This window comes from Bradyrhizobium jicamae (assembly GCF_018130215.1).
Classification (GTDB): Bacteria; Pseudomonadota; Alphaproteobacteria; order Rhizobiales; family Xanthobacteraceae; genus Bradyrhizobium; species Bradyrhizobium jicamae_A.
On sequence record NZ_JAFCKQ010000029.1, the window covers coordinates 25,379 to 45,664 of the forward strand.

The following is a 20,286-nucleotide window of genomic DNA, read 5'->3' on the forward strand; positions in this document are numbered from 1 at the left end:
TATATAAGGGAAGCTTTGACTGCTTATGCGTAGCATAAGAGATGCTTCGATGAAGAATCCCAACCTGGATTATCTCCAGACCTTCATGGTCGTGATCGAGCGCGGCAGCTTCTCGGCTGCGGCCGAGCGACTGCAACTGTCGCAGCCGGCGGTGAGCTTGCAGGTGCGCCAGCTCGAACGCAGTCTCAATGCCACACTGATCGAGCGGGTCGGACGCAGGGCGAGGCCAACGGCCGCAGGGGTCGCGCTGCTCGGGCATGCTCGGCAGATCAACGGCGCCGTTGCCTCCGCCATGGAGGCTGTCGCGCACCACACGACGGGAACCGCCGGCCGCGTCCGGCTCGGCACCGGCGCCACCGCCTGCATCTTCCTGTTGCCGCCGATCCTGAAGGAGCTGCGCGCCGCGCTTCCCTCGCTCGAGATAACCGTCACGACCGGCAATACCGCCGAGATCGCCAGGGCGGTCGAGGACAACACGATCGACATCGGCCTCGTCACCCTTCCGGTGTCGGGGCGAAGCTTCGAGGTTACGCCGGTGCTGGACGACGAGTTTGTCCTGATCGCGCCGCGCGACATGGCGCTTCCGGCGCGGATCACGCCTGCCGTGCTGTCGACCAGGCCGATGGTGCTGTTCGAGCCCGGCGGCAATACGCGGCGCACCGCGGACGAATGGCTGGCCCGGGGCGGCGTCTCGCCGAAGCCCCTGATGTCGCTTGGCAGCGTCGAGGCCATCAAGGAGATGGTGCGCGCCGGGCTCGGCTGCGCCATCCTGCCGGGTATGGCCGTCTCCGCGAGGCCGAAGCAGCGCGACCTCGTGGTGCGCTCGCTGTCGCCGAGGCTTTATCGCAGGCTCGCAGTCGTGATCCGCCGCGACAAGCGGCTCGATCTTGGTTTGCGGAAAACCCTGGCCGCGCTGAAGGCGATCGCGACCGAGCAGAACGGGAAGAAGGGAGGACGCTGAGCGTCCTCCCGGTTCCACCCCTATGTCACGGCCTTGCGCTCGTCCTCGGCGATCTTGCGGAACGCCTTCACGCCGGCGTCGGTGACCGCGTCCCACTTCGTGTTCGTCGCGGCCTCGGCCTCGTAATTGTCGTGCCAGTTCCACCATTTGTAGGGCGGGGTCTGCGGATAGCCCTTGGGCGAATCCTCCCAGACCTCCTGGCGACCGAGCGGCGTGATGTCGAGATAGCTCCAGACCGTGCCCATCGCCTCGTCGCCGCGGCTGTTGACGAGGTAGGTGCGGAAGATCTTCTCGCCGTCGCGGAAGAACACGTTGTGGCCGTGCCATTCGCCGACGCCGAAATCCGCGTCGAAGCTGTCCGTGATGGTGTACCAGGGCATCTCCCAGCCCATCCGCGCCTTCAGCCGCGCAATGTCCGCCTGCGGCGCACGCGAGGCGTAGACCAGCGTGGTGTCGCGCTGGTTCAGGTGGGAGAGATGGCTGACCTGGTCGGCGCCGAGCGAGCAACCGCGGCAGGCATGGTCCGGCCAGCCGAACACGCCGGGCTCGAAGAAGGCGCGATAGACGATGAGTTGTCGACGGCCCTCGAACAGGTCGTGCAGGCTGACCTTGCCCTTCGGCCCCTCGAAGGCATAGGCCTTCTCGACCGCCATCCAGGGCATGCGCCGGCGCGCGGCGGAAAGCGCATCGCGGGCGCGCATCAGTTCCTTCTCCTTCACCAGCAGTTCCAGGCGTGCGGCGTCCCACGCCTCGCTCGACACGACGGGCGGCGTCTGCATCGTGCTCCTTCCGCTACTGTCTTTTCCGGGGTTTGCAGTCATGACGGGTACCTCCTGATCAGACGAACGCCCGGAACGAACTGCCGTTCCGTCGCGCGTCATTGGTCATGCCGCAATCTGGCGCGGCGGCAGTCATGGCGGGAGTGACAAGTGTGTCGGGATTTCAGCGCATGGGCGCTGCCGGGGGGCGCCCTCGCCGGCGCGCGATACCTCTGCTGCCGCGCCGACATCTGGCGAAACAGACCCGTCGCCGGCGAAAATGCTACCCTCGAGGCGCGAGTCGATTCGAAGGCGCCTGCTTGCCGGCCCATTGCAAAACACCCCGAAGCCGATGCTGAACCTGTCGCGCATGCAGCGGAAGGCCTACGCCTCCTTCTACAAAGGCGAACTCGACAAGGCTGAACGGCTTTGCGCCGGGATCCTCGAGCACTGGCCCGACAATTTCGATGCGCTGCATATGCTTGGAATGCTGCATTTCCAGCGGCATCGCCTGGCGGAGGCGCTGCGCTGCCTCGCTGCCGCGCTGAAGGCCAATCCCGGCTCGCCCGATGCGATGTCGAATCTGGGGCTCGCGCTGCACACCGCAGGGCACTACGACCAGGCGATCGCAAGCTATCGCAACGCGCTGCAACTGGCGCCCGACCATCCGGAGTTTCTCTACAATCTCGGCAACACCTATCTCGAGCTCGGTCGCTTCACCGACGCGGTGTCGAGCTATCAGGCCGCACTCGCGCGCAAGCCGGATCACGCCGGCGCGCTGGTCAACCGCGGCAACGCGCTGCTGCGGCTGAACGAGCCGCTCGAGGCGCTGTCAAGCTACGATGCCGCGCAGGCCGTGATGCCTCGCCATCCGCAGATCCTGACCAATCGCGGTCACACCCTTCGCCGCCTCGATCAGCCCGCGAAGGCGCTCGCGGATCTCGAGGCAGCGCTGGCGGCTGCGCCCGACTTCGCCGAAGCCCATTTCGAAGCTGCGATGGCGCATCTGACGCTCGGCGATTTCGACGCGGGCTGGAAGGCCTATGAATGGCGCTGGAAAACGCGGACATTCGCCCGGCAGCGCCGGTCATTTCCGGCCCCCCTGTGGCTGGGCGACGCGCCTGTCGCCGGCAAGACCATGCTGCTCCACGCCGAACAGGGATTTGGCGACACCATCCAGTTCATCCGCTATGCGCCGCTGCTCGCGAACCTCGGCGCCAGCGTCATCTGCGAGGTGCAGGCCGAGCTGCAGCCACTGCTGTCGCATCTCGACGGCATCAGCGTGATCGCGGCCGGCGAGACGTTGCCCGTGTTCGACCTGCACTGCCCGTTGCTCAGCCTCCCGCTGGCCTTCAAGACCGAGGTCGGGAGCATTCCGGCGTCGATCCCGTATCTCGCCGCACCCGCGGCGCGCCGCGATCACTGGCAAACGCGCTTGCCGTAGGGGCGGCGCGCCGGCTTCGTCTGGTCCGGCTCGTCGACCCACAAGAACGACGCCAACCGCTCGATTCCACTGGCGCGTCTGGCACGGTTGTTCGAGACTCCGGCGCTGCACTGCGTCAGCCTTCAGACCGAGTTGCGCGGTCCTGATCGCGACGTGTTGGGCGATCTGCCGAGCCTCGTTCACCTCGGCGACGAGATCGGCGATTTCGCCGACACGGCCGCCATCATCTCGCTGCTCGATGTCGTGATCTCCGTCGACACCGCGGTGGTGCATCTGGCGGGCGCGCTCGGCAAGCCGGTGATGATCCTGCTGCCCTACGCCGCGGATTTCCGCTGGATGCGCGATCGCGCGGATACCCCCTGGTATCCGACGGCAAGACTGCTGCGGCAGCCTGCCTTCGGCGATTGGGACAGCGTGATCGATCGCCTGCGCGACGAACTCCAATCACCCGCGGCCATTGACGATGGCGCATTATCTGACTAAAGTCAGATATATGCTCGATCCCGTTTCCCGCGTTCGCCGCTTCAACCGTGCCGTCACCTCTGCCGTCGGCGCGCTGGACACGTCGTTTCTCGGGCGCGGGCGGCCGCTTGGGGCGGCGCGCGTGCTGAACGCGGTCGGGCATGGCCGCTCTGAAGTCGGCGACATCAGGGACTATCTCGGCCTCGATTCCGGCCTGATGAGCCGTCTGTTGCGCAGCCTCGAAGACGAAGGGGTGATCGAGACGACGGTGCATGCGAACGACGCGCGCCGTCGCATCGCACGGTTGACGCCGGCCGGCCGGCGCGAATTTAACGCCTATGAAGCGATCTCCAATCGCCAGGCCGAAGACTTCCTCGCCCGCCACGCGCAGCGCGATGCGCTGCTGGCGGCGATGGACCTGATCGCCTCGGCGCTCGGGCGCGACGGTACGGTCTTGCATGACACCGACCCGCGCAGCGACGCGGCGCGCTACTGCCTGGGCGCGTATTACGCCGAACTCGCGCAACGCTTCAAGCAGGGCTTCGACGTCAAGCTGTCGCGCGACCCCGAAGCCAGGGACATGATCCGCCCGCGCGGCACGTTCATCGTGGCGATGTCGGACGGCCTGCCGCTCGGCTGTGTCGGCCTGAAAGGCAGCGGCGGCGAGCAGGCGGAGATCAAGCGGCTCTGGGTCGCACCGGCCGCGCGCGGGCTCGGCCTCGGCCGGCGCCTGATGGACGCGGCCGAGAGCGCCGCGCGCGAACTCGGCATCAAAGTGTTGCGGCTCGACACCAACAGCGCGCTGGCGGAAGCCGGCCAGCTCTACCGCAGGACCGGCTGGAGCGAAATCCCGCGCTTCAACGACGACCCCTACCCCGATCTGTTTTTCGAAAAGCGTCTCTGAGCGGCGCCACGCGAACGTGTTGCCCGGTGCGATGCGCCGGCCTAAGACCATCGCATGACCGTCCGCCCCCTCGTCCGCTATCCCGATCCCCGGCTTGCGCTGCCGGCGCAGCCCGTCCTCTTGTTCGACGACGTGCTGCGCGAGCTTGCGCAGGACCTGCTGGAGACCATGCACGCGGCGCCGGGCATCGGAATCACCGCACCACATGTCGGCATCTCCCAGCGCGTCATCGTGCTCGATCTCGGCGACGGCGCGCGCAGCTATGTAAATCCGGAGATCGTCTGGACCTCGCCCGAGATGATCCTGCACAAGGAAGGCAGCGTCTCGATGCCCGGGGTCAATGACGATGTCGAACGTCACGCCCGCATCCGGATCCGCTATCAGGACCTCGACGGCAACGCGCAGACCGAGGAGTCCGACGGCCTGCGCGCGGTCTGCCATCAGCACGAGATCGATCAGCTGAACGGCGTGTTCTGGATCAGGCGGCTGTCCCGCCTGAAGCGGGAGCGCCTGGTCAAGCGGTTCGAGAAGTTGTCGCGGGCATGACCGGACTTCAGCCACCCGCCATCAGATCCTTCGCCAGCGCCATGTAGGCCGGCAAGGTCACGGGATCGTTGGCGACGTTGCCTGCGGCCGGATGCGAGGCATAGCGCGCGATCACCATCTCGGCCTTCGGGTCGACATAGATGCCCTGGCCGTGAATGCCGCGCGCCATGTAGGCGCCATGCGCATTGTGCGTCACCCACCACTGGTTGCGATAGGAGGCACCGGGCAAGGTCGTGTAGCCGGCGGGTTTGAACTTCTCGGGATCGCCGCCGCGCGCGATGTCCTCGACCACCGAGCCCGGCACGATCTGGCGGCCGTTGAAGCGGCCGTGATTGCGCATGGTCTCGCCGAAGCGGGCGAGATCGCGCAGCGTCGTCGACAAGCCGCCGCCGCCACTTTCGGTCCCGACTCGGTCGACGTGATAGTGCGCGTCCTCCTCCGCACCGATCGGCTGCCAGATGCGCTCCGACAAGAGTTCGGCCAGCGTCAGGCCGCTGGCGCGGCGGCAGATCCAGGCCAGCACGTCGGTATTGACGGTCTTGTAGGCGAAGGCCCTGCCGTGCTCGCCCTGCTTCTTCTGCACGCAGAGGAAGTCGAAATTGGTGGTCGGGCCGTCATAGCCCGGCTCGAGCGGCGCCATGCCGTTGGCGCGCCGCAGTGCCCAGACATGCGAGTTCCTGTCGGTGTAGACCTCGGTATATTCGAGGCCCGTGGTCATATCCATGACCTCGCGCACGCGCGCATCGCCGAATGCACTGCTCTTCATTTCCGGCAGATAGTCGGTGACCGGAGCCTGCGGATCGATCCTGCCCTCCGAGATCAGGATGCCGGCCAGCGTGCCGGTGAACGATTTCGTCACGGACATCGCGATATGCGGCTTGTGCGGCTTCAGCGCGCCGAAATAGCGCTCAAAGATCAGTCTGCCCCGGTGCAGCACGGCGATGCCGTCGGAATAAGTCTCCTCGAGCATGCGCGCGAAGGTCATCGGACGGCCGTCCATCGTGACCGACGCGGACGCGCCGATATCATGATCCTCGCGCGGCAGCACCGACGCCGGCCCTGCGCCGCGCCAGACGTTCACGGTCGGCACCAGTTGGCGGATATTGCTCCATGCCCAGCGCAGCTCGGGGAAGTTGCGGAAGGATGAGTCCGCGAATGCGACGGTCCTGTCCTGCGGCGGCGGCAGGCCCTGCATCCAGCCAAGCGTATTCGGATCGGACTCGGCGGCGGTCGGGGACGTTTGGCTGGACGAGGTCGCAACAGACATCAAGGCTGGCTCCGATGAAGACGATGCAGCCGTGGTATCACGTGAGCGCATGCCGGACATCCCGCATTTGCGCCGGGGTGACCATCGCGTGGCGCGAGAGCGGAATGACCGCTCTCGCACCGCACTCTGAACGCATGGCCTCCGCTACGATGCGGCAACCGTCGCTCCGCCCGTCTGGAACTGCGGACGCAGCAGCAGATAGAATGCGACGACGTGCGTGATCATCAGGATCGGCACGTAGATGATCGGGATCGCATAGGTCGCGCCCAGCTCCCCTGCTATCGCCCCGAGGTTGACCTGGATGCCGTGATAGTAGTCGACGAGGATGTCGATCGCTCCCGCGAGATTGAAGGCGACGACGAACAGCCGGAACAACGGAGGCGTCCTGACGGTGAGAAGCGCGAGGATGGCCAGCAGTCCGGTCGCGAAGTCGCCATAGGCCGCGAAGTTCGCGAAATCGGCGGGCAGATGGGAGCCGACCACGCCGGGGACCAGGAATACGAGCCCGAAGATGCGGAAGCTGTGCAGCGTCGCGATGGCGCGCTGCGCCTCGATCGGATCCATGGACCTCAGCCTCGGCCAGACATAGGCACTCAGGCAGAGCAACCACGGGACGTAACCGAGCACGAGCTGGAGCGGGAAGATGATTGTCGTCGGCATTTGCGGTCCTTTCGGACGTTGATTGATGCTGGGTTGACTTGAGGCTGCGCCCCGGAGACGGGATCGCCGGCGTTCACGGATTGCCCATCAGCAAGCGGAGCGGCAACAGCGGACCAACCGGAATGTAGTCGTGGTCCATCAGATCCTGCTTGGCCAATGGAAGGCCTTCCATGATCGTGTGCGCCTCCGCAACGTCCCTGGTGTCGAGCAGGAAAACCACTCCGCGACCATCGCTGCGCGAATACCACTCGCGGATCTTGCCGTTGAGATAGAGCGCTGCCGTCTGCCGGATTTCCGCCGGCATCACGCTCATCACCTGTTCGCGCGTGACGCCCGCCTTCACGGTCAGAATGACCATGACAGCGGTGGTCATGGGCGACATTGCTTGGGCTTGGGCTTGGGCTTGGGCTTGGGCTTGGGCAAGGGATGATTGGGTCATGGATATTGCTCCTGTGAGGGTAAGGGTGAAAGCCAGCATGACGACGCGGATTGTTCGCAGGTGTCTCGTTTCGCCAATCACCGCGGTCACCCCTGTTCTGCGAGCGAGCCGGAATGTCGCGACTGTCTTGTCTCGACATGGGCAATGCTCTTGATGGTCCACCCGATTTAGGGCCGCTTCCCGCGATCGGCTATTTGCGATAATGTCGATGGGTTATGAAGCAGAACTTCACAGTCCGGCAGGGCGCGCTCGATGGCGTCGAGGCGTTCCTGAGCGTTGCCGCGCACCGCAGCTTTCGAAAAGCCGCCGCCGAGCTCGGCGTCACGCCGTCAGCGATCAGCCAGGCGGTCCGCGCCCTCGAGGCGCGCGTCGGCGCCGCGCTCTTCATCCGCACCACGCGGAGCGTCGGGCTGAGCGAAGCCGGCGAACGGTTTCTCGCCCGTGCCAAGCCTGCCTTCGAGGAGCTGGTCGCGGCAAGCGACGTCGCACGCGACCTTGGCCAACGGCCCGCCGGCCTGCTCAGGCTCACGGTGCCGCGCGCGGTGGTGCCGATCCTGCTGGAGCCCTTGATCGCATCGTTCTGCCAGGCCTATCCCGAGGTCGAGGTCGAGATCGCCGCGAGCAAGGAGCTGGTCGACGTCGCGGCCGGAGGATTCGATGCCGGCATCCGGATGGGCCAGTTCATCGCCGCCGACATGATCGCGCTCCGGCTCTCGCCGCCCTTCCCTTTCGTCGTCGTCGGCAGCCCCGACTATCTGCACCGGCGGGGAAAGCCCGAGCGGATCGACGATCTGCGCCAGCACGCCTGCCTGCGCATGCGCCGCTCTGATGGATCGATCGCACCCTGGTCTTTCGTCAGCGGCAACAAGCAGGTCGAGGCGATCGTTGCGGGACCGCTGATCGCCCACGACTATCCGACGATGCTGGAGGCCGCCACCGACCATATGGGGCTGGCGCAAGTGCCCGGGCCGATCACGGCTGAGCTGGTGAAGGCAGGCAGGCTCGTACGCGTTCTCGACGCCTTCGCGCCGACGGTGCCCGGCATGTTCCTCTACTATCCGAGCCGGCATCAGATCATGCCGAAGCTGCGGGCCTTCATCGATCACATCAAGAGCCGCGCGGCTGCGGGCGGCAAATCGAAAGGTCCGGGTGCGAACAAGCGAGCAGGCGCGACAAAGACAGGCTGAGGACAATCGGCAGGGGAGACGCCCATGAGCGACTGGTTGCACGATTTGCCCGTCCATTGGATGGCATTGATCATCTTCGGTTTCACCTATCTTCTCGCCGTCCTGGTTTTCGCTGGCGTTGCAATCATATCCAGCAAGCAGCGAACGGCATCATTCAAGTCGGTCTCTGCGGGCATGCTACCGGTGCTCGGGACCATCTTCGGCCTGTTCGTTGCTTTCACTGCGGCCCAGGTCTGGAGCGACAATGAACATGCGACCGCGGCGGTGAGCCGCGAGGCCAGTTCGCTGCGGACCGTTATCCTGCTCGCGGTCGGGTTGCCGCCCGAGCAGCAGGGCCGCCTTCGCAGCCTGGTTCACGACTATGTCGAGCAAGCGGTCGGGGTCGAATGGCCGATGATGGCGAAGCAAGCCGCCTCGCTCCGGTCGGCCCCTCCCACGCTCGTCGAAGCGCTCGAGCTTGTCGTTTCGATGTCGACGCAAAACCCCGGCCAGCAGATCGCGCAGCGCGAGATCATCACGGCGCTGGATGCGGCACTGGATGCGCGACGGCAGCGGATCATCATCAGCCAGTCGGAAGTCGGTGCGGTCAAATGGTGGTGCATTTACCTGCAGGCCGTTTGCGAGCTGCTGGCGATCGCGCTCATACACTGCGAGAATCGGCTGGGTTCAGCCATCGCGATGGGACTGTTCGCGAGCAGCGTGGCAACCTCGGCCTTGCTGATTGCCGCGCATGATCGGCCATTCACCGGCCAGATCTCGATTGCGCCGACACCGTTGCTGCAGATCATGCCGGACAAGGAGGCAGGCCGATAGCTTCTTTCGGTCAACGGCTCTGGTCGCCGTGCCGCTCCTTGGGCCATGCGAAGGGCCGCGGTTATCCAATCCAGGTTGTCGGAACGCACGCCGATCGTTCGTCCTCGAGATGTCCCGGCCAAGGATGTGGAGCGAAACAATGACTATCACCATTACCGCCTTCGAACGGTCACCCGATGGCGGCAAGGGGCTGGCGCGCGATACGCGCGTTCGCTGGGCACTCGAGGAAGCCGGCCAGCCTTACGAGGTCCGGCTGGTTTCATTTGCGGCAATGAAACAGCCGACGCATCTGGCGCTGCATCCGTTCGGCCAGATCCCGACCTACGAGGAAGGCGATCTGGCGCTGTTCGAGACGGGAGCGATCGTTTTACACATCGCTGCACGCCATGCGGGCCTGCTGCCCGACGATGCCAGTGCCCGCGCCCGCGCGATCACATGGATGTTTGCCGCACTCAACACCGTGGAGCCGCCGATCCTCGACCTCGTGACCGCGCGAATTCTGGAAGCAGACAAGCCCTGGGCCAGGCAGCGTCTGCCCCTGGTCATCGATCGCATCCGCGACCGCCTGGGGCAACTCTCCGCGCGCCTCGGTGATGCCGACTGGCTCGACGGCGCGTTCAGCGCGGGCGACCTCATGATGGTGTCGGTGCTGCTGAGGCTGAGAGCGTCGGGTATTCTGGACGAATTCCCCGACCTCGCCGCCTATGTCGCACGCGGCGAGGCCCGGCCCGCCTACAGGCGGGCTTTCGAGGCTCAACTTGCGGTCAACACCGGCAAGGCTCCGACGGCCTGATCCCTCGTTCACCGACAACGATTTCAGGCAGACGCCGCGGTGGGCTCTGACATCGCGATCCTGTTCCTGACGCTGGGACGCTGCTGCATCCTCGCGTACCAGGCGAGCAGAGAATCGCACTCCGCCGGCACCGCCACCTTCAGCAGCCCCGCAAAAATCAGGCCGCCGATGACCGTGATGTCGGCCATCGAGAAGAATTCGCCGGCGACGAAAGGCTGTGCCTTCAGGACGCGGTCGAAATACTGCATCCCCCTGAGCGCCTTGTCGCGCTGGCGGAAGCCCCACTCGGCGTTCTGGTAGATCTCGACATGGGGCCCGAGCCCCGGCGTGGCGTGATGGAAATAGACGCTGATGGCGTCGAGCAGTTCCAGCTCGGCGCGCTTGCTCATCATGTGGATCACGCCCTTTTCGCGCGGCGTCCTGCCGGTGAGGACAGGCGCGCCATCGAGCGCGTCGAGATATTCGGTAATCGCCGTGCATTCGCCGATCAAGGTGCCGTCGTCGAGCTCCAGCACCGGCAACGTGCCCGAATAGTTCTTTGCGAGAAACTCGGGCTCCTTGTGCTCGCCCTTGTAGAGATCGACCGTGACGAACTCGACGCGCGACCGCAGGTTCTTCTCTGCCAGCGCGATGCGGACGCGAGCCGGATATGGGCCGGTTGGCCAATCGTAGATCTTCATCATGGCTGATCCCTTCTCTACCTAACACTTGGTAGGATGAATAAAGAGCTTCAAATTGTCTCCGTCAACGCCTATCTATCAGTTGGTAGGTAACGAGGCAGTGAGGCGGTGAAATGAGTTCCAGCTCCAGGGAAGCGATCCTGGCGGCCGCCAGGCGGACCGCGCAGGCGCGCGGCTACAACGGCCTGAATTTCCGCGATCTCGCCGACGAAGTCGGCATCAAGGCCGCCAGCATCTACCACCATTTTCCGAGCAAGGCCGATCTCGGAGCCGCGGTCGCGCGGCGCTATTGGGAGGACACCGCGGCGCAACTCGAGGCGATGTTGACGGAGACCCACGATCCAGTCCGCTGCCTGCGCCGCTATCCCGAAGTGTTCCGCAAGGCGCTCACCAACGGCAATCGCATGTGCATGTGCAGCTTCATGGCCGCCGAATATGACGACCTGCCGGACGCAGTGAAACGGGAGGTGCAGACCTTTGCCGACGTCAACGTGGCGTGGCTGAGCAAGCTGCTGTCGGCAGGGACGCGTGCCAATGCGAGGAAGACCGAGCAGCGCGCCCGCGCCATCTTCGCCGCCGTCGCCGGCGCGCAGCTGATGGCAAGAAGCCGCTCCGATGTTGGGTTGTATGATTCGTTGATCGAAGGCTATCGCACGGCGGGTTTGTTGCCGGCGTAGGCAGCGCCACGATCTGTGGTCCGCGACCCCAAATGGATGTCTGTGGGCATGTGAACCGAAGCGCGCCGCCGGCCACCAGACTGGCGGCGGCTATCAAGGTTCTGGAATAGACCAGCCCTGATTCATGCGCGATCCATTCCATTAATATGCTAGCCTCCCGGCCTCGGAAGGGTCAAATGGATCGGCTTGAAGGGATTAAGATATTCGTGCGCGTCGTCGAAAGCGGGAGCTTTTCCGCTGTGGCGCGCGAGCTCGGAACAGGCCAGCCAGCGATCAGCAAACAGGTGGCGGCGCTCGAAGAACATCTCGGCGCACAACTTCTCATGCGCACCTCGCGCAGCTTGAGCCTGACCGAAGGCGGGCGCGACTTCTACGAATCCGCCGTGCGGCTACTCAGCGATCTAGAGGCAGCCGAATCCCGAATAGGCTCCGGCCAGGCTTCACCGTCCGGCGTGGTACGGGTCACTTCGGCGCACGCATTTTCTCGCCTCTTCGTCGTGCCGAAACTTCCTCTCTTCCGCGAGCGCTATCCGAAGGTTGTAGTCGAGATGCTGGTGTCGGAGCGCACCAGCAATCTCGTCGAAGAAGGCATCGATCTTGCCATCCGCAATGGCTCGCTCTCGGATTCGAGCCTGATCGCGCGAAAGATCGGTGTTTCCGCGATCGTCGCCGTGGCATCGACGGAGTACCTGGAACGCAAAGGCGAGCCGAGGCGGCCGAGCGATCTCGACGACCATGACGGGGTGATCTTCGTCTCACAGGATGGTCCACGACCGTGGACCTTTGGCAGCCGTGCCGGCCAGGTTTCTTATCAGGCCAAAGCGTCTTTCCGCAGCAATGACGGCGAACAATTGCGCGCGGCTGTGCTTGCCGGCCTTGGGGTCACGCAGGCGCCCCACTGGCTTTTCGCTGCCGACATACGCTCTGGAACCGTGCGGCGCATTCTGCGCGACCATGAGCCGGGAAAACTCACGATCAGCGCTGTTCGCCCGGCAGCGCGCCGCCAGCCCAGCAAAGTCGCCGTGTTCGTTGATTTTCTCGCTGAATTGCTGGCCGAGCACGGGTGATCTATTCCCCTTAGGGATCGAAACTATCCGAATTCGATGGCTAATGCCCCTCAGGAGGGAATTGATAGATCTGCATCACCGACAACAGATGAGGTGATGCCATGTCGCTTTCCACGCTTCCGCAACCGATCAAAGCCTTCCTGCAGGCAACAGCCAACCGCGACCGCGCCGGTGTGCTCTCGTCCTTCGCGGACGACGCCGTGCTTATCGACTTCGGCAAGGAGCATCGCGGCGATGAAATCGCTCACTGGGCCGACAACCTCTATCTCGGCTCGAACGTCCGTGTGCATCCGCTGCACACCGAACAGCGTGACGGGCATACGGTTCTGACCGTTGCCGTCGATGGCGACTACGCAGCGCTCGGCGTGACAGAGCCGTTCCAACTCGACTGGCACATCGATCTTGCCGGCGACCGTATCGCTCGCCTTCGCATGGTCGAAAAAAAACCGAACCTGCCGGCGCCCGTCCTCGGCTTCGTGCAGGCCATGAACATGTACGATCTCGACGGCATGGTCTCGCGCTTCGCTCCGGACGCTATCGCAAATGATCAGATGCGTCACTACGAGAGCCGCGATGCAATCCGCACGTGGCTGGCGAAGGAGATCGCCGGTGACCGAGTGACGATGTTCGTTACGGAAATCCTGCATCACCAGGGCGGCGTCGCCGTTCTCGCCAAGGTGACCGGTGACTACGACAAGACCGGTCTGCCCGATCCGCTGGAGCTCCGCTTCTATTTCACGCTCGCGGGTGATGCGATCGTCCAGCTCGTGATCGTTCCGGTCAAGCGCCCCTGAGCGCCGTCTACGCAGCACCACGCTCGCCCGATCTATGACGACCTTCCGGACGCGGTGAGACGGCAGGTCCGGACCCCCGCCGATGTCAACGTGGCGTGGCTGAGCAAGCCTTCCATGGCTCGGTGAGCGAACTTGGTGGATTGCGCCCATGGCTCCAGGCTACGTTTGCGTCGCGACCAATGCACCCACCCACCTGTCCGGCTGTGAGGTGTAGACCGCACCTGACTGACACCGGGCCAAACTGAAGCGTTTGACCCGAGCCGGACATTCTTGGGGCTTCTAGCCTCAGTCGGTGGCAAGCAGATCAAACGCCTTCTTCATGACAGCCTTGGCCCGCGCCTCGCCGCGATCACGGCTGGTGGCGAGGTCGATGACCGAGAGCCCCACAAACAGCGCGTGAACCAGATCGACCGTCGCTTGATCGGGCTTCATGCTGAACTTCTCCAGCATCGCTCTCAATTGTTCGATGAAGCGGTCGGTGAGTTCGTTGAAGAGTTCCCGCAGTGCGGGCTCCTGATCGGCGGCCTGGTTAAGCGCCACCAGCACACGCGTGTTCTCGTGCCGGATCACGACAGAAGCGATGGTCGCGGGCGCCGACCGCGGAGATGCGATCCTTCCAATCATGTTCCCTGCGGCGGCGAGCTGGACATCGACGGCCTGACGGGCGACCGCCGCCAGTAGCGCCGTTCTTGTCGGGAAATAGTAGGTGAGATGGCTCTGCCGCAGGCCGCTACGAGCGGCGATGCGCGGCTGGGTAAAGCCGGGGAGCCCTTCCTCACGCAGGATCGCGAGCCCTGCATCGAGGATTTGCTGGCGTCTGTCTTCCATCGGATTCTTCGTTCCATGCGTATTTGGTATGTTCACCAACCAATAACGCCGACCGTCCAGCCCGGTCAAGGCTTGACTCACTTCCGGAAAGCGAATTATTGGTAGGTCTACCAACCTAGGGAGAAGGCAATCATGACCCTCGAAGCGTTTGCATGGCTCGGCATGGCGGCCTACGCCGCTCACGCCCTGGAAGAATACACGCTCGACTGGCGCAACTGGTCACGCGCCATTCTGGGCCTGCCCGTGGAATGGAGCGATTTCTACGTCACCAACGCGGTGGTCGTCGTGCTCGGCATAGCCCAGGCCATGCTCGCCCGCACCTTGCCGATCGCGGTGCTGGCCTACACCGGCCTCATGCTGATCAACGGCTTCTTCATGCACGTGATGCCGGTCATCCGGACGCGGGGGCGATTTTCGCCGGGTGTGATTACGGCCGTCGTGTTCTTCCTGCCACTCGGCATTGCTACGTATCGGTTTGCCATCGAGAGCGGGCTCGCCGATGCCTGGACGGTGGTTACCGGACTTGTTCTTGGCGCTCTCATCCTCGCATTTCCGATCGGAATGCTGCTGATCAAATCGAAGCCCTATTTCCGGCAGGATCCGACCCCGGTCTGAACGACGTTTGCGGACGAATATTCACCATTTCATTTGCCAAGTCTCATCGAGGCCATCATGACCGACGAATTCGATCATCCATCCTTTCTCGACAATCTCATTCCGCTCAGGGGCAAGCTCGATCAGGTGCAGACCGCCGGCTGGACCCCGGGCGCTCCCGTGCACTCGAGTCTCGGTTGCACAGTTCATGCCGAGCAGATGATCCCCGTTACCGACGGGATTTCGCTGGCCGCCGATATCTGCACCCCCAAGGTCGCGGGCCGCTATCCCGCGGTCGTCGTCTTCTCTGCCTATAGCCATCAGTTACAGGCGAGCGGTCTTCCGACCGGCACCAACGAGACCGGCGAACCGACTGTCTTCACCGACCGCGGCTATAACCACGTCATGGTCTCCCGTCGCGGCATGGGCCGTTCGCAGGGCGACAGCGTCATCTTCTTCAACGACACCGATGTCGACGACCATGTCGCCGTCATCGAGTGGTGCGCCCGCCAGCCCTGGTGCGACGGCAATGTCGTGTTGTTCGGCACCTCCTATTATGCGGTGGTGCAGCCGCTGGTCGCGGTACGCCAGCCGCCCGCGCTTCGCGGATTTTTCGGAAACGGGCTCGATACGGACTATTTTCGCCATATCGCCATGTTCGGAGGCGCGCCCCAGGTCGATTTCCTGACGCTGTGGATGGGCGCGAACTTCACGCTCGCGCAGGAAAAGCTCCACGTGCCGCCGATCGTGCGGGCCGCGATCAGCCACGTGGTCAATTCCCCCCTCAAGCATCTGTGGGCCCCCGCGATCCAGAAGCGCATGACCGAAATTCAGGAGAGCTTCAAGAGGAAGACGCCGGACCTCAAATACCGCAAGCTGTTTGCCGACTGGGTGTTCGATGGGAAAACGCGAGCGGCCCATTCGATCCCGCCGGGACCGCATCAGGAGCTCGAAAAAATCCAGGTGCCCTTCGTGGTCGTCGAGGACATGAGCGCGTTCAATCTGCACCAGTTCGGCGCCTATGACCTGGTCGAGAACGCTGGCACGCCCGCAAATCGCAGGTGGTTGATCATGGCGCCGCCCGAGTACGCTCTCCCGGTGTACCGATGGCAGACCGAGGCGCTTGCCTTCTTCGATCACATCGTGCATGGCGCTGACAACGGCTACGCCCAGCAGTCTCCGGTTCGTTATCACGCGGACGGAATGAAGGAGGAGGAGTATCGGGGCGTCGCCGCGTTCCCCGCGCCGGAAGGCAGCAGGGTCCGCTATTATCTCACGTCAAACGGCGACGATCGGCAGCGCCATGGCTTCTCGGCCGATCCAGGCCAGGGCAAGAATTCCTGGGCAGCTGTTCCATTTGGCGCCATTGTGCCGCCTGGTCTCGATGAAGCCGCGAACCCGATCCTGACGTTCGAAGCGCAGGGCGAAGAAGATGTGGAGTACGCGGGCGCGATCACCGTTTCCTTGCAATTCAGTTGTTCGGACATCGATTCCCATGTGATCGCGCGGCTCAGCCGCATCGACGTTGCGGGCAATCTTCATTCTCTGTCGCTGGGGTCCATCCGGCCGGCACTTCGGCGGATCGATCGCGAGCGCAGTACATCGGTTGAAATCGCGATCAACATGGACAAGCCCGAGCCGCTGACACCCGGAGAGCCAATCACCTTGCTCTTTAGTTTGACGCCGCGGCCAGTGCGTTTGAAGAAGGGTGAAAAATTGCGGCTCGACGTTGCCAGCCGTACTGATCTGCTGCGCAGCGATCCGGCTCATGGCCATGAACAGTTCGAGATGGTCGTGCCGCCGTACTTTTCCCGGAACACCATTCATTACGGAGAGCAGAGCTATCTGGATCTGCACAGACTCGCATGATGGTTGCTGAAGCAAACGTCTGCTTCTGGCCGTGGCTGACGTTTGGCCCGGATGTCCGCGTCGCTCCAACTACTGCCGGCCGCCTACTCCCACTCGATCGTCCCAGGCGGCTTGCTCGTCACGTCGTACACCACCCTGTTCACGCCCTTCACCTCGTTGATGATGCGCGTCGCGGTCTCGCCCAGGAACTTCATCTCGAACGGATAGAAGTCCGCAGTCATGCCGTCGGTCGAGGTCACTGCGCGCAGGCCCACGACGTAATCATACGTGCGGCCGTCGCCCATCACACCGACGGTCTTCACCGGCAGCAGCACTGCAAACGCCTGCCAGATCGCATCGTAGAGGCCGTGCTTGCGGATCTGGTCGATGTAGACGGCATCGGCGTTGCGGAGGATGTCGAGCTTTTCCTTGGTGATGTCGCCGGGGCAGCGGATGGCGAGGCCGGGGCCCGGGAACGGGTGGCGGCCGACGAATATCTCGGGCAGGCCGAGCTCGCGGCCGAGCACGCGCACCTCGTCCTTGAACAATTCGCGCAGGGGCTCGACGAGCTTCATGTTCATCCGCGCAGGCAGCCCGCCGACATTGTGGTGCGACTTGATGGTGACCGAGGGACCACCGGTGAAGGAGACACTCTCGATCACGTCGGGATAGAGCGTGCCCTGAGCCAGAAATTCGGCGCCGCCGATCTTCCTGGCCTCCGCGTCGAACACGTCGATGAAGAGCCGTCCGATGGTCTTGCGCTTTTGCTCGGGGTCGGTGACGCCGGCGAGCTCGCCGAGGAACTGCTTCGACGCATCCACATGCACCAGCGGGATGTTGTAGTGGTGGCGGAACAGGTCGACGACGGTCTTGGCCTCGTCAAGCCTGAGCAGGCCGTGATCGACGAACACGCAGGTGAGCTGGTCGCCGATCGCCTCGTGGATCAGCACCGCGGCGACGGCGGAATCGACGCCGCCGGAGAGGCCGCAGATCACCTTGCCCTTGCCCACCTGGGCGCGGATCTTCTCGATCGCCTCCTCGCGGAAGGCGCGCATGGTCCAGTCGCCAGTGAGGCCTGCGACCTTGCGGACGAAATTGCGGATCAGTTTTGCACCATCCGGCGTGTGCACGACCTCGGGGTGGAACATCAACCCGTAATATTTGCGTTTCTCGTCCTGGATGATCGCGAACGGAGCATTCGGCGAGGTGCCGGCCACCGTGAAGCCCGGCGGCATCCTGGTGATACGGTCGCCATGGCTCATCCACACCTGGTGCTTTTCGCCGAGGCCCCAGATGCCGTCGAACAGGCCGCTCTCGGTCTTCACCTCGACGTCGGCGCGGCCGAATTCGCGATGATGCCCGCCCTCGACCTCGCCGCCGAGCTGGGCGGCCAGGGTCATCTGGCCGTAGCAGATGCCGAGCACGGGCACGCCGGATTCGAAGATCAGCTGCGGCGCGCGCGGCGAGCCCGCTTCGTGCACCGATTCCGGGCCGCCGGAGAGGATCACCGCCTTCGGCTTCATCTCGTTGAAGGCGGCTTCCGCCTTCTGGAACGGGACGATCTCGGAATAGACGCCCATCTCGCGGACGCGGCGGGCGATCAGTTGCGTCACCTGACTGCCGAAATCGACAATCAGAATCTTGTCATGCGCCGAGGCCACCGAGGGCGTCGACGTTTCGCGGGCTGTTTGCTGGGCTGTCATGGCAAGCAGATACGCGACACCGCCCGCCCCCGCAACCGCGAGCCGCGCCGCGCCCACATTCTTCTTTGGGCATGGACAAACGGATATGCGTCAGTATCATTGACCTAATTTGGCCAGGACCGTGAAATGAAGATTCCCGCATTGCCCTTCACCGTCACCGACTGGAGCAAGGTCGAGCCGACCGTTCATCCCGGCGAGACCGGCCAAGCGCTGTGGCGCACGTTCAATATTGGTGATGTCAGGGTGCGGATGGTCGAGTATTCGCCCGGCTATCTCGCCGATCACTGGTGCGATCGCGGCCATGTGCTGTTCGTCGTCGCGGGCGAGCTCGATACCGAGCTGCGCGACGGCCGCAAATTCACGCTCAAGCCGGGCATGAGCTACCAGGTCTCGGACTTCGGCGATGCTGCGCATCGTTCGTCGACGGCTGTCGGTGCGACGCTTTTCATTGTGGATTGAGATAGCGACGTCGATTCCGGGGCGATGCGTAAGCATCGACCCCGGAATCTCGAGATTCCGGGTTCGTCGTTCGGACGCCCCGGAATGACGACGTCCTCTTACAGCTTCCTCAACACCGATACGAAAAACCCGTCCGTGCCCGTGCGGCGCGGCGTCATCAGCCAGCCTTCGTCGGATTGCAGCGCGGCCTTGGCAAAATCCTCGGCCTTGTCCCACAGCACCGATGCCGTCTGCTCCGGCGGCTGCACGGAAAACTCCGGATGGCGCGCGACGAAGGCGCGCACCTGGTCGCCATTCTCGTCCGGCAGCACCGAGCAGGTGATGTAGGCGATCCGCCCACCCGGCTTCACCAGCGGCGCGGCGCGGTCAAGCACCTCGGCCTGGTCCTTCAGCCGCACCTCGAGCGCACCGGGGCGCATGCGCCATTTGGCGTCGGGATTGCGGCGCCAGGTGCCGGTGCCCGTGCAGGGCGCGTCGATCAGCACGAGGTCGGCGGAGGCCTTGATGTCTGACAACGCGTCCGCCTCGCCGCGCGGGGTGCGGACCTCGCAATTGTGCACGCCGGCGCGCGACAGCCGCTCATGGATCGGCGCCAGCTGGCGCTTGTCGTGATCGGTGGCGATCAGCCGGCCCTTGCCGCCCATCATCGCCGCCAGCGCCAGCGTCTTGCCGCCGGCCCCGGCGCAGAGATCGATCACCTGCTCGCCGGGCTTGGCGGCGGAGAACAGCGCCGCTAGCTGCGAGCCCTCGTCCTGCACCTCGATCGCGCCCTTGATGAAATCCTCCTCGGAATGGACGCCGGGATTGCGGGCATCGGCACCAAGCGCGATGCGCAGGCCGAGCGGCGACCATGGCGTCTCCACAGCACCGAGATGCGAAAGCCGCGGCAGGATCTTCTCGCGCTTGCCCTTCAGCGTGTTGACCCGCAGGTCGAGCGGGGCGCGGCTCGCCATCGCGGTCGCCTCCGCCGCGCGGTCATCGCCGAACGCTTTTGCCAGATACGGGTCGAGCCATTCGGGATAGTCGCCGGCGACATGGGCGGGCGCGGCGTCGAGCGTGCGCGAGGTCAGCGCCGCGCGCTCGCCGTCGGTCAGGGTGTCAGGCGCAAAACGGCCGCCGTCGCACAGGGCGGCGATGGTCGCGACATCCATGTCGCGCTCGAGCCTGAGCATGCCGAGCAGGCGCGCCCGCGCGCTGTCGTCCTCCATCAGCCAGGCCGCGGAGGATTGCCGACGCAGCACGTCCCAGATCAGGCCGGAGATCGCGGCACGGTCGCCGGAGCCGGCATAGCGGTGCGCGGTGCCCCACTCCTTCAGCGCCTTGGCAGCCGGAATGCGTTGTGCGTCGATGATGTCGATCAGGTCGATGGCGGCGGAAAGCCGGGCAGCGGGGGTCATGGAAC

General features: G+C 64.4%; 22 protein-coding genes and 1 pseudogene. 14 read left to right on the top strand and 9 right to left on the bottom strand.

The window, feature by feature from the left end:
- The first annotated feature begins 49 nt into the window (after positions 1-49).
- Complete coding sequence (locus tag JQ586_RS26160; protein ID WP_212397498.1) at positions 50-961, top strand: LysR family transcriptional regulator; 912 nt, start codon at positions 50-52, stop codon at positions 959-961.
- 20 nt (positions 962-981) lie between these two features.
- Here JQ586_RS26160 and JQ586_RS26165 read toward each other — a convergent pair whose 3' ends face one another.
- Positions 982-1,740, bottom strand: a complete 759-nt coding sequence (locus JQ586_RS26165; RefSeq protein WP_249148160.1) for a DUF899 domain-containing protein — start codon at positions 1,738-1,740, stop codon at positions 982-984.
- Between the two features lie 310 nt (positions 1,741-2,050).
- On the opposite strand from JQ586_RS26165, the gene JQ586_RS26170 reads away from it, so the two are divergent.
- The 4 genes from JQ586_RS26170 to JQ586_RS26185 all read left to right on the top strand — a co-directional run bounded on the left by JQ586_RS26170 (position 2,051) and on the right by JQ586_RS26185 (position 5,075).
- On the top strand, positions 2,051-3,163 hold the full coding sequence (locus tag JQ586_RS26170) for a tetratricopeptide repeat protein (RefSeq protein WP_212397500.1): 1,113 nt from the start codon (positions 2,051-2,053) through the stop codon (positions 3,161-3,163).
- A gap of 87 nt (positions 3,164-3,250) precedes the next feature.
- Positions 3,251-3,646, top strand: coding sequence for a glycosyltransferase family 9 protein (locus JQ586_RS26175; RefSeq protein ID WP_212397501.1), 396 nt, complete (start codon positions 3,251-3,253; stop codon positions 3,644-3,646).
- Between the two features lie 10 nt (positions 3,647-3,656).
- Positions 3,657-4,529: a helix-turn-helix domain-containing GNAT family N-acetyltransferase gene (locus JQ586_RS26180; protein ID WP_212397502.1), complete on the top strand. Its 873-nt coding sequence runs from the start codon at positions 3,657-3,659 to the stop codon at positions 4,527-4,529.
- Positions 4,530-4,583: 54 nt separating this feature from the next.
- Positions 4,584-5,075: a peptide deformylase gene (locus JQ586_RS26185; RefSeq protein WP_212397503.1), complete on the top strand. Its 492-nt coding sequence runs from the start codon at positions 4,584-4,586 to the stop codon at positions 5,073-5,075.
- A 7-nt stretch (positions 5,076-5,082) separates the two neighbouring features.
- Here the strand turns inward: JQ586_RS26185 and JQ586_RS26190 are convergent, their stop codons facing one another.
- From JQ586_RS26190 to JQ586_RS26200, 3 genes are all read right to left on the bottom strand, one after another.
- The gene (locus JQ586_RS26190; protein WP_212397504.1) at positions 5,083-6,342 is read right to left on the bottom strand and encodes a serine hydrolase; all 1,260 of its coding nucleotides are present in this window, start codon (positions 6,340-6,342) and stop codon (positions 5,083-5,085) included.
- Between the two features lie 144 nt (positions 6,343-6,486).
- The gene (locus JQ586_RS26195) at positions 6,487-7,002 is read right to left on the bottom strand and encodes a hypothetical protein (RefSeq protein ID WP_212397505.1); all 516 of its coding nucleotides are present in this window, start codon (positions 7,000-7,002) and stop codon (positions 6,487-6,489) included.
- A gap of 73 nt (positions 7,003-7,075) precedes the next feature.
- Entirely contained in the window at positions 7,076-7,531 is a 456-nt protein-coding gene (locus tag JQ586_RS26200; RefSeq protein WP_312017026.1) for a hypothetical protein, read from the bottom strand.
- Positions 7,532-7,656: 125 nt separating this feature from the next.
- On the opposite strand from JQ586_RS26200, the gene JQ586_RS26205 reads away from it, so the two are divergent.
- The 3 genes from JQ586_RS26205 (at position 7,657) to JQ586_RS26215 (ending at position 10,234) form a co-directional block, all read left to right on the top strand.
- Entirely contained in the window at positions 7,657-8,628 is a 972-nt protein-coding gene (locus JQ586_RS26205; protein WP_212397506.1) for a LysR family transcriptional regulator, read from the top strand.
- Positions 8,629-8,652: 24 nt separating this feature from the next.
- Positions 8,653-9,441, top strand: a complete 789-nt coding sequence (locus JQ586_RS26210; RefSeq protein WP_212397507.1) for a DUF4239 domain-containing protein — start codon at positions 8,653-8,655, stop codon at positions 9,439-9,441.
- A gap of 139 nt (positions 9,442-9,580) precedes the next feature.
- Positions 9,581-10,234, top strand: a complete 654-nt coding sequence (locus tag JQ586_RS26215) for a glutathione S-transferase family protein (protein ID WP_212397508.1) — start codon at positions 9,581-9,583, stop codon at positions 10,232-10,234.
- A gap of 23 nt (positions 10,235-10,257) precedes the next feature.
- Here the strand turns inward: JQ586_RS26215 and JQ586_RS26220 are convergent, their stop codons facing one another.
- Positions 10,258-10,914, bottom strand: coding sequence for a glutathione S-transferase (locus JQ586_RS26220; RefSeq protein ID WP_212397559.1), 657 nt, complete (start codon positions 10,912-10,914; stop codon positions 10,258-10,260).
- A gap of 113 nt (positions 10,915-11,027) precedes the next feature.
- Here JQ586_RS26220 and JQ586_RS26225 point away from each other — a divergent pair, with 113 nt between their 5' ends.
- The 3 genes from JQ586_RS26225 to JQ586_RS26235 all read left to right on the top strand — a co-directional run bounded on the left by JQ586_RS26225 (position 11,028) and on the right by JQ586_RS26235 (position 13,452).
- The gene (locus JQ586_RS26225) at positions 11,028-11,591 is read left to right on the top strand and encodes a TetR/AcrR family transcriptional regulator (RefSeq protein WP_212397509.1); all 564 of its coding nucleotides are present in this window, start codon (positions 11,028-11,030) and stop codon (positions 11,589-11,591) included.
- Positions 11,592-11,767: 176 nt separating this feature from the next.
- Positions 11,768-12,658, top strand: a complete 891-nt coding sequence (locus JQ586_RS26230) for a LysR family transcriptional regulator (protein WP_212397510.1) — start codon at positions 11,768-11,770, stop codon at positions 12,656-12,658.
- Positions 12,659-12,759: 101 nt separating this feature from the next.
- Positions 12,760-13,452, top strand: a complete 693-nt coding sequence (locus tag JQ586_RS26235) for a nuclear transport factor 2 family protein (RefSeq protein ID WP_212397511.1) — start codon at positions 12,760-12,762, stop codon at positions 13,450-13,452.
- A gap of 285 nt (positions 13,453-13,737) precedes the next feature.
- Here the strand turns inward: JQ586_RS26235 and JQ586_RS41605 are convergent, their stop codons facing one another.
- Positions 13,738-14,076, bottom strand: a complete 339-nt coding sequence (locus JQ586_RS41605) for a hypothetical protein (protein ID WP_409334539.1) — start codon at positions 14,074-14,076, stop codon at positions 13,738-13,740.
- 102 nt (positions 14,077-14,178) lie between these two features.
- A pseudogene (locus JQ586_RS41610) lies at positions 14,179-14,280 on the bottom strand (hypothetical protein); the annotation flags it as partial.
- Between the two features lie 132 nt (positions 14,281-14,412).
- Here JQ586_RS41610 and JQ586_RS26245 point away from each other — a divergent pair.
- Both JQ586_RS26245 and JQ586_RS26250 read left to right on the top strand, forming a co-directional pair.
- Positions 14,413-14,895 (top strand): HXXEE domain-containing protein, encoded by a 483-nt coding sequence (locus JQ586_RS26245; protein WP_212397513.1) that lies wholly within the window; start codon positions 14,413-14,415, stop codon positions 14,893-14,895.
- Positions 14,896-14,952: 57 nt separating this feature from the next.
- A complete protein-coding gene (locus JQ586_RS26250; protein WP_212397514.1) occupies positions 14,953-16,743 on the top strand; it encodes a CocE/NonD family hydrolase in 1,791 nt (596 codons plus the stop codon).
- 83 nt (positions 16,744-16,826) lie between these two features.
- Here JQ586_RS26250 and guaA read toward each other — a convergent pair whose 3' ends face one another.
- Positions 16,827-18,425: a glutamine-hydrolyzing GMP synthase gene (guaA, locus tag JQ586_RS26255; protein ID WP_249148161.1), complete on the bottom strand. Its 1,599-nt coding sequence runs from the start codon at positions 18,423-18,425 to the stop codon at positions 16,827-16,829.
- A 126-nt stretch (positions 18,426-18,551) separates the two neighbouring features.
- On the opposite strand from guaA, the gene JQ586_RS26260 reads away from it, so the two are divergent.
- Positions 18,552-18,884 (top strand): DHCW motif cupin fold protein, encoded by a 333-nt coding sequence (locus tag JQ586_RS26260; RefSeq protein ID WP_212397515.1) that lies wholly within the window; start codon positions 18,552-18,554, stop codon positions 18,882-18,884.
- Between the two features lie 98 nt (positions 18,885-18,982).
- Here JQ586_RS26260 and JQ586_RS26265 read toward each other — a convergent pair whose 3' ends face one another.
- On the bottom strand, positions 18,983-20,281 hold the full coding sequence (locus JQ586_RS26265) for an RsmB/NOP family class I SAM-dependent RNA methyltransferase (protein WP_212397516.1): 1,299 nt from the start codon (positions 20,279-20,281) through the stop codon (positions 18,983-18,985).
- Positions 20,282-20,286 lie beyond the last annotated feature (5 nt).